The 7,161-nt window shown below is 72.1% G+C and carries 7 protein-coding genes; 5 read left to right on the top strand and 2 right to left on the bottom strand.

Annotated elements, in window-relative coordinates; all coding sequences use genetic code 11:
• Positions 1–126: 126 nt before the first annotated feature.
• The gene (locus ACWD3D_RS31050) at positions 127–1,119 is read right to left on the bottom strand and encodes a 4-hydroxy-3-methylbut-2-enyl diphosphate reductase (protein ID WP_451464079.1); all 993 of its coding nucleotides are present in this window, start codon (positions 1,117–1,119) and stop codon (positions 127–129) included.
• A gap of 122 nt (positions 1,120–1,241) precedes the next feature.
• Here ACWD3D_RS31050 and ACWD3D_RS31045 point away from each other — a divergent pair, with 122 nt between their 5' ends.
• The 4 genes from ACWD3D_RS31045 to ACWD3D_RS31030 all read left to right on the top strand — a co-directional run bounded on the left by ACWD3D_RS31045 (position 1,242) and on the right by ACWD3D_RS31030 (position 5,174).
• On the top strand, positions 1,242–2,642 hold the full coding sequence (locus tag ACWD3D_RS31045; protein ID WP_451464078.1) for an APC family permease: 1,401 nt from the start codon (positions 1,242–1,244) through the stop codon (positions 2,640–2,642).
• A 133-nt stretch (positions 2,643–2,775) separates the two neighbouring features.
• On the top strand, positions 2,776–3,987 hold the full coding sequence (gene xseA, locus ACWD3D_RS31040) for an exodeoxyribonuclease VII large subunit (RefSeq protein ID WP_451464077.1): 1,212 nt from the start codon (positions 2,776–2,778) through the stop codon (positions 3,985–3,987).
• Between the two features lie 146 nt (positions 3,988–4,133).
• Positions 4,134–4,385 (top strand): exodeoxyribonuclease VII small subunit, encoded by a 252-nt coding sequence (locus ACWD3D_RS31035; RefSeq protein WP_451464076.1) that lies wholly within the window; start codon positions 4,134–4,136, stop codon positions 4,383–4,385.
• Between the two features lie 198 nt (positions 4,386–4,583).
• The gene (locus ACWD3D_RS31030; RefSeq protein WP_451464075.1) at positions 4,584–5,174 is read left to right on the top strand and encodes a malonic semialdehyde reductase; all 591 of its coding nucleotides are present in this window, start codon (positions 4,584–4,586) and stop codon (positions 5,172–5,174) included.
• A gap of 110 nt (positions 5,175–5,284) precedes the next feature.
• On the opposite strand, the gene ACWD3D_RS31025 is transcribed toward ACWD3D_RS31030, so the two are convergent.
• Positions 5,285–5,803 carry a DUF4245 domain-containing protein gene (locus ACWD3D_RS31025; protein ID WP_451464074.1) on the bottom strand — a complete coding sequence of 173 codons (519 nt, stop codon included), beginning with the start codon at positions 5,801–5,803 and terminating at the stop codon, positions 5,285–5,287.
• 156 nt (positions 5,804–5,959) lie between these two features.
• Between ACWD3D_RS31025 and glpX the strand changes: the two genes are divergently transcribed.
• Positions 5,960–6,991: a class II fructose-bisphosphatase gene (gene glpX / locus ACWD3D_RS31020; protein ID WP_451464073.1), complete on the top strand. Its 1,032-nt coding sequence runs from the start codon at positions 5,960–5,962 to the stop codon at positions 6,989–6,991.
• The last annotated feature ends 170 nt before the right edge of the window (positions 6,992–7,161 follow it).

Below are 7,161 nucleotides of genomic sequence, written 5' to 3'. Positions count from 1 at the left end.
GGAAGGCACCGGCTCCAAGGTGCTGGTGCTGACCGGCGAGCCCGGAGCCGGCAAGAGCACCCTGGTGGACCGGGCCGCCTCGTACGCCGCCTCCCCCGGGCGCACCGGCCGACCGCGGTCGCGGAGCTACTGCTGGGCGGCCAGGGCGGCGGCTTCGGCGCGCAGGTCGCGGCGGAGTTCCTTGGGCAGCGAGAAGGTGATCGACTCCTCGGCCGTCTTGACCGTTTCGACGTCCGCGTAACCGCGCTCGGCGAGCCACTCCAGCACGCCGTCGACGAGGACGTCGGGGACGGAGGCGCCGGAGGTGAGGCCGACCGTGGTGACGCCTTCCAGCCATGCCTCGTCGATCTCGGAGGCGAAGTCGACGAGGTGGGCGGCGGGGGCTCCGGCGTCGAGGGCGACCTCGACCATGCGGATCGAGTTCGAGGAGTTCTTGGAGCCGACGACGATGACCAGATCGGCATCCTCGGCCAGCTTCTTCACGGCGACCTGGCGGTTCTGCGTGGCGTAGCAGATGTCGTCGCTGGGCGGGGAGAGCAGGTTCGGGAACTTGTTCTTCAGGGCGTCGACCGTCTCCATGGTCTCGTCCACCGAGAGCGTGGTCTGGGAGAGCCAGACGACCTTCGACTCGTCGCGGACCCGGACGTTGGCGACGTCCTCGGGGCCGTCGACCAGAGTGATGTGGTCGGGGGCCTCGCCGCTGGTGCCGATGACCTCTTCGTGGCCCTCGTGGCCGATCAGGAGGATGTCGTAGTCCTCCTTGGCGAAGCGGACGGCTTCCTTGTGGACCTTGGTGACGAGCGGGCAGGTGGCGTCGATCGTGGCGAGCCGGCGCTCGGCGGCCTCGGCGTGGACGGTCGGCGCGACACCGTGCGCCGAGAACATCACGATGGAGCCCTCGGGGACCTCCGCGGTGGTTTCCACGAAGATCGCCCCCTTCTTCTCCAGGGTCTGCACGACGTACTTGTTGTGCACGATCTCGTGGCGCACGTAGACCGGGGCCCCGTACTGCTCCAGGGCCTTCTCGACGGCGATCACGGCACGGTCCACGCCCGCGCAGTAGCCACGGGGAGCGGCGAGCAGGACACGGCGGGCAGGGGTGGCAGTCATGCGTCCCATCGTAAGGCCGTACCGAACAGGCGCGGGCTCGGCCGGGTCGGGAGACTGGGCCGTGATCACCGGGGTACGAGCCCGGCCGCGCCGGCGGGCCCGTCCGCCGGGCCGGACACCATGGAGGGCCGATGCCGGAAACCGGAACGGGCAGCAGCGCGCGACACGGACTGCGCCGCACGCTCGGGTTCAGGGACCTGGTGGTCTACGGGCTGCTGTTCATCGCCCCGATGGCCCCGGTGGGGGTCTTCGGCACGCTGGACGCGAAGTCCGGCGGCGCGGTCGCGCTCGTGTACGTGGTGGCGACGGTGGTGATGGCCTTCACGGCGTTCAGTTACGCCCAGATGGTGCGGGTCGCCCCGAAGGCCGGGTCGGTGTTCACGTACGCCCGCAAGGGGCTCGGCGAGGTTCCCGGGTTCATCGCCGGGTGGATGGCGATGCTCGACTATCTGCTGATCCCGGCGGTCGCCTACCTGTTCTCCGGGATCGCGATGAACGCGCTGGTCCCGGAGGTGTCGCGGTGGGTCTGGACGGCCATCGCGGTGGTGCTGACCACGGCGCTCAACCTGTGGGGGGTGCGGGCCGCCGCGCGGGTCGGCTTCGCGGTGCTCGCGCTGGAGATCGCGGTGCTGCTGGTGTTCGTGGTGTCGGCGGTGGTGGTGCTGGCGCGGGACGGTGCGCAGCGCGGCTGGCTGTCGCCGCTGACCGGCGACTCGGGGTTCTCGACGACGGCGGTGATCGGGGCGGTGTCGGTGGCCGTCCTCTCCTACCTGGGCTTCGACGCCATCGCCTCGTTCGCGGAGGAGGTGACGGGCGGGTCCGCGAAGGTCGCGCGGGCGGTGCTGTTCTGCCTGGTGATGGCGGGGCTGCTCTTCGTGGTGCAGTCGTATCTGGCGGCGCTGCTGGAGCCGGTCTCCTCGGCGGAGCTGGCGGCCGATCCGGCGGCGCAGGGGTCGGCGTTCTACGACGCGGTGGACGCCTCGGTCGGGACCTGGCTGCACGACCTGGTCGCGGCGAGCAAGGCGGTCGGGGCGGCGTTCGCGGCGCTGGCGGGGCAGGCGGCGGCCGGGCGGCTGGTCTTCGCGATGGCGCGGGAGCGGCGGCTGCCGTCGTTCCTGGCGCGGGTCGACGCGAAGTCGGGGGTGCCGAGGGTGGCGGTGCTCTGCGCGGCGGTCGTCACCCTGGTGGCGGCGGTGTGGGCGGCCCGTCGCGACGACGGGCTCGACCACCTGGTGTCGGTGGTGAACATCGGCGCGCTCACCGCGTTCGTGCTGCTGCACGCGTCGGTGGTCGGCTGGTTCGTGGTCCGCCGGATGGAGGGCGAGCCGAACTGGTGGCGCCATCTGGTGGTGCCGGTGTTGGGGGCCGCGGCGCTGGTCGCGGTGATCGTGGAGGCGACGACGAGCGCGCAGGTGGTGGGTGCCTGCTGGCTCGCCGTGGGGCTCGTGGTGGTGGCGGTGCAGGGTGGCCGTCGTACCGGCGAGGACGAGGAATCCATGGGTCGCGGTGGGGGCACCCGGCCCGGTGCCTGAACGGGCCCGGTGCGGGGCCGGTACGGATACCCCGGCCCGGTGCGTGAACGGGCTCGGCACGGGACCGGTACGGGCCGCCCGGCCCGGTGCGTGAACGGGCCCGCTGTCCGCGGTGGCGGTTACGCTCGCCCGTATGGCTCTCAACACGTCCGCGGAAGCCCCGCTGCCCGTCGGTGAGGTGTCCCGGCTCATCGGCGGCTGGATCGACCGGCTCGGCGCGATCTGGGTCGAGGGGCAGATCACGCAGCTCTCGCGGCGGCCCGGTGCGGGCGTCGTCTTCCTGACGCTGCGCGACCCGGCCCACGACGTCTCGGTGAGCGTGACCTGTTTCCGGCAGGTCTTCGACCGGATCGCGGACGTGGTGACGGAGGGCGCGCGGGTCGTGGTCCTCGCGAAGCCGGAGTGGTACGCGCCGCGCGGGCAGCTCTCGCTGCGGGCGACGGAGATACGTCCGGTCGGCATCGGTGAGCTGCTGGTCCGGCTGGAGCAGCTGAAGAAGTCGCTCGCCTCGGAAGGGCTCTTCGCGCTGGACCGGAAGAGGCCGCTGCCGTTCCTGCCGCAGTTGATCGGGCTGGTCTGCGGGCGGGCGTCGGCCGCCGAGCGCGACGTCCTGGAAAACGCGCGCCGCCGCTGGCCCGCCGTGCGGTTCGAGGTGCGCAACACCGCCGTACAGGGCGTCCACGCGGTCAACCAGGTGGTCGAGGCGGTCCAGGAGCTGGACGGCATGCCCGAGGTGGACGTGATCGTCGTCGCGCGGGGCGGCGGCAGCGTGGAGGACCTGCTGCCGTTCTCCGACGAGGCACTGATCCGCGCCGTCGCCGCCTGCCGTACACCGGTGGTGTCGGCGATCGGGCACGAGCCGGACTCCCCGCTGCTGGACCTGGTCGCCGACCTGCGCGCGTCCACGCCGACGGACGCGGCGAAGAAGGTCGTACCGGACGTGGGCGAGGAGCTGGACCGCGTCCAGCAGCTGCGCGACCGGGCACTGCGGACCGTACGGGGGCTGCTGGAGCGTGAGGAGCGGGGGCTCGCGCACGCGCTCGGCCGTCCGGCGATGGAGCGCCCGCAGCGGCTGGTGGACGAGCGGGCCGCCGAGGTGGAGGCGCTGACGGGGCGCAGCCGGCGGGTGCTGGGGCATCTGCTGGACCGGGCCGACTCGGAGATCGCGCACACCCTGGCCCGGGTGGTCTCGCTCTCCCCGGCGGCCACCCTGGAGCGCGGTTACGCGGTGCTCCAGCGGGCGGACGGCCATGTGGTGCGTGCCCCGGAGGAGGCCGGCGCCCCCGGCGAGGTGCTGCGGGCGCGGGTGTCGGAGGGCGAGTTCTCGGTACGGGTGGAGGGGTGAGCGGGCCCTGGGCCGTGTTGTGGAGGTAGCGCCGTCCGCCCGGAGGGCGACAGGCGGGACTTTCACAACACGGCCCAGCCACCGCGTGGACGCCTCCGGGTTCCGGACCGGGACCGCTGTCGGTGCGCGCACATAGAGTGGGCGGCATGACGGACGACGGGACGACCACCGCCGGTGCGACCGGCACGCTCGGTTACGAGCAGGCGCGCGACGAGCTGATCGAGGTCGTGCGCCGACTGGAGGCGGGCGGCACCACGCTGGAGGATTCGCTGGCGCTCTGGGAGCGCGGCGAGGAGCTGGCGAAGGTGTGCCGCCGCTGGCTGGAGGGCGCCCGCGCCCGCCTCGACGCGGCCCTGGCCGGTCCGGACGAGCGCGAGGACACGTCGCCGGGCGAGTAGGCGTGCGCGGCGGCAGGAGTGGGTTCCCCTCCGCCGGGGCGAGAGGGCCCGGGCGTGAACGGATTCGCCCGGCCCCGGGGTTCACGGTCGGCGGTGTGGCGTGCCTCACCCCGGCCCGCGATTAGTTGAAAGTTAATCTACCTCTCGGTTACGGTGACCGCGTCGCTCGATCCCGTACGCACCGAAGGTGGCTCGTCCATGTCCCTCGCCCTTGACCCCGCCGCGCAGGCCCTCCTCTTCACCGAGGCCCGCACCGCCAACACCTTCTCCGACGAGCCGGTGACCGACGAGCAGGTCCAGGCGATCTACGAGCTGGTCAAGTACGGCCCCACCGCCTTCAACCAGTCGCCGCTGCGTGTCATCCTGGTCCGCTCCGAGGAGGGCCGCGCCCGCCTCGTCGAGCACATGGCCGAGGGCAACCGCCCGAAGACCCTCGCCGCGCCGCTGGTCGCGATCCTCGCCGCCGACAACGAGTTCCACGAGGAGCTCCCGGCGCTCATGCCGCACTTCCCGCAGGCCAAGGACGCGTTCTTCTCCGAGCGCCCGGTCCGCGAGCAGTCCGCCGCGCTGAACGCCGCGCTCCAGGCCGCCTACTTCATCGTCGGCGTGCGTGCCGCCGGTCTGGCCGCGGGCCCGATGACCGGCTTCGACGCCGCGGGCATCGAGAAGGAGTTCCTCGACGGCGACCACAAGCTGCTCATGGTCGTCAACATCGGCAAGCCGGGCGAGGACGCCTGGTTCCCGCGCCTGCCGCGCCTGTCGTACGACGAGGTCGTCACCACCGTCTGACCGGTCCGGCCCGACCGGCCGCACCCACGGAAAAGCCCGGAACACCTTCAGGCGTTCCGGGCTTTTCGGGTCTCCCGTGTCGGCCGGAGCCGCGACGGGCCCGGTCGACGTCAGGACGTGGTGAGCGCGGCGGCCATCGCGGCCAGCTGCTCCTTGGGCGCGGAGCCGGTGACCACGGTGGTGGAGCCGTCGGCGTTCAGCACCAGGGCGTCGTACTTCGCACCCTTCCAGTACTGCCATTCCTGGCCCGCGACGGTCTCGGTGCGGCCGGTGTCCTCGGCGTCCTGGCTGACGTCGGGGACGTACGCCTCCACCGGAGTCGTGGACTGCTCCACGGCCACGTACTTGCCGTCCGGGTCGATGAAGCCGAGGTGCCAGCTGCTGCCCTCGGCGCCGTCGTACGAGACGGAGGTGGCCTTCCACCCCTCGGGGAGCCCGGACGGGGCGGCCACCGGGTAGGGGGCCGCGCGCCGCGCGGTCGCGAGCTCGACGTGGTAGTCGACGGTCTGGACCGGATCGGCCTTGTCGTCGTGCGGAACGAAGACGTAGATGACGCCGGCCGCGGCGACGATCAACACCAACGACAGGAACATGTCCCGGACTGTCTGCTTGCCTCGCTTGCTTGCCACGGATACATGGTGGCATGCGGCCCGCGGGCGACCGTCCGGGACCCCGACCCGACCCTGTGCGCTCATCCGTGGGGTGGTCTGCTCATTTTATCGGCCTACCGATAGAGTCGAAGCACGCTCATTTCCGGTCGTCGCCGTACAGAAAGGTGTGCTCCGATGCCCGAGCACCATCTGCCGTCCCAGCTGGAGGTCTCACCCGAGGCCCCCGACCGCAACCTCGCCCTCGAACTGGTACGGGTCACCGAGGCCGCCGCCATGGCCGCCGGCCGCTGGGTGGGGCGCGGCGACAAGATCGGAGCCGACGGGGCCGCGGTGAGGGCCATGCGGACCCTCGTCTCCACGGTCTCCATGAACGGCGTGGTCGTCATCGGCGAAGGGGAGAAGGACGAGGCCCCGATGCTCTTCAACGGCGAACGGGTCGGCGACGGCACCGGCGCCGAGGTCGACATCGCCGTGGACCCCATCGACGGCACCACGCTCAACGCCAAGGGCATGCCCAACGCCATCGCGGTCCTGGCCGCCGCCGACCGGGGGGCGATGTTCGACCCCTCGGCCGTCTTCTACATGGACAAGCTGGTGACCGGCCCCGAGGCCGCCGACTTCGTCGACATCGACGCGCCCGTCGCGGTCAACATCCGGCGGGTCGCGAAGGCGAAGCGCTCCACGCCCGAGGACGTCACCGTCGTCGTGCTCGACCGCCCGCGCCACGAGGGCATCGTCAAGGAGATCCGGGACACCGGGGCCCGCATCAAGTTCATCTCGGACGGCGACGTGGCCGGCTCGATCATGGCCGCCCGCGAGGGCACCGGCATCGACCTGCTCATGGGCATCGGCGGCACGCCCGAGGGCATCATCTCGGCCTGCGCCATAAAGTGCCTGGGCGGCGTCATCCAGGGCAAGCTCTGGCCGAAGGACGAGGCCGAACGCCGCAAGGCCCTGGACGCCGGGCACGACCTGGACCGGGTGCTGTCGACGGACGACCTGGTCAGCGGCGACAACGTGTTCTTCGTCGCCACCGGGATCACCGACGGCGAGCTGATGCGCGGGGTGCGCTACCGCGCCGAGACCGCCACCACCGAGTCCATCGTGATGCGGTCCAAGTCGGGCACCATCCGCACCATCTCGTCCACGCACCGCCTGTCGAAGCTGCGCGCCTACAGCGCGATCGACTTCGACCGGGCGCAGTAGGACCCCACCCCCTCCGCCGCCGCCTCCGGACGGGCGGACCGCAACGAGAGGGAACGCGAAGGGGGGCCACCGGGCGGCTCACCGTCGTCGTCACGGGCACCCTCGTCGGCCACACCAGGGACGGCGCCAAGGACGCGCTGCAGAGCAGGGGCGCCAAGGTCACCGGCTCG

This window comes from Streptomyces sp. NPDC002690 (assembly GCF_053592415.1).
The sequence above is the reverse complement of the archived record's forward strand: the minus strand, read 5'-3'. Positions and strand labels throughout refer to the sequence as shown.

Bases quoted from the DNA above. Each gene is read 5' to 3' on its own strand.
- ACWD3D_RS31050 (WP_451464079.1), bottom strand. From the start codon at position 1,119: ATGGGACGCATGACTGCCACCCCTGCCCGCCGTGTCCTGCTCGCCGCT.
- ACWD3D_RS31045 (WP_451464078.1), top strand. From the start codon at position 1,242: ATGCCGGAAACCGGAACGGGCAGCAGCGCGCGACACGGACTGCGCCGC.
- xseA (WP_451464077.1), top strand. From the start codon at position 2,776: ATGGCTCTCAACACGTCCGCGGAAGCCCCGCTGCCCGTCGGTGAGGTG.
- ACWD3D_RS31035 (WP_451464076.1), top strand. From the start codon at position 4,134: ATGACGGACGACGGGACGACCACCGCCGGTGCGACCGGCACGCTCGGT.
- ACWD3D_RS31030 (WP_451464075.1), top strand. From the start codon at position 4,584: ATGTCCCTCGCCCTTGACCCCGCCGCGCAGGCCCTCCTCTTCACCGAG.
- glpX (WP_451464073.1), top strand. From the start codon at position 5,960: ATGCCCGAGCACCATCTGCCGTCCCAGCTGGAGGTCTCACCCGAGGCC.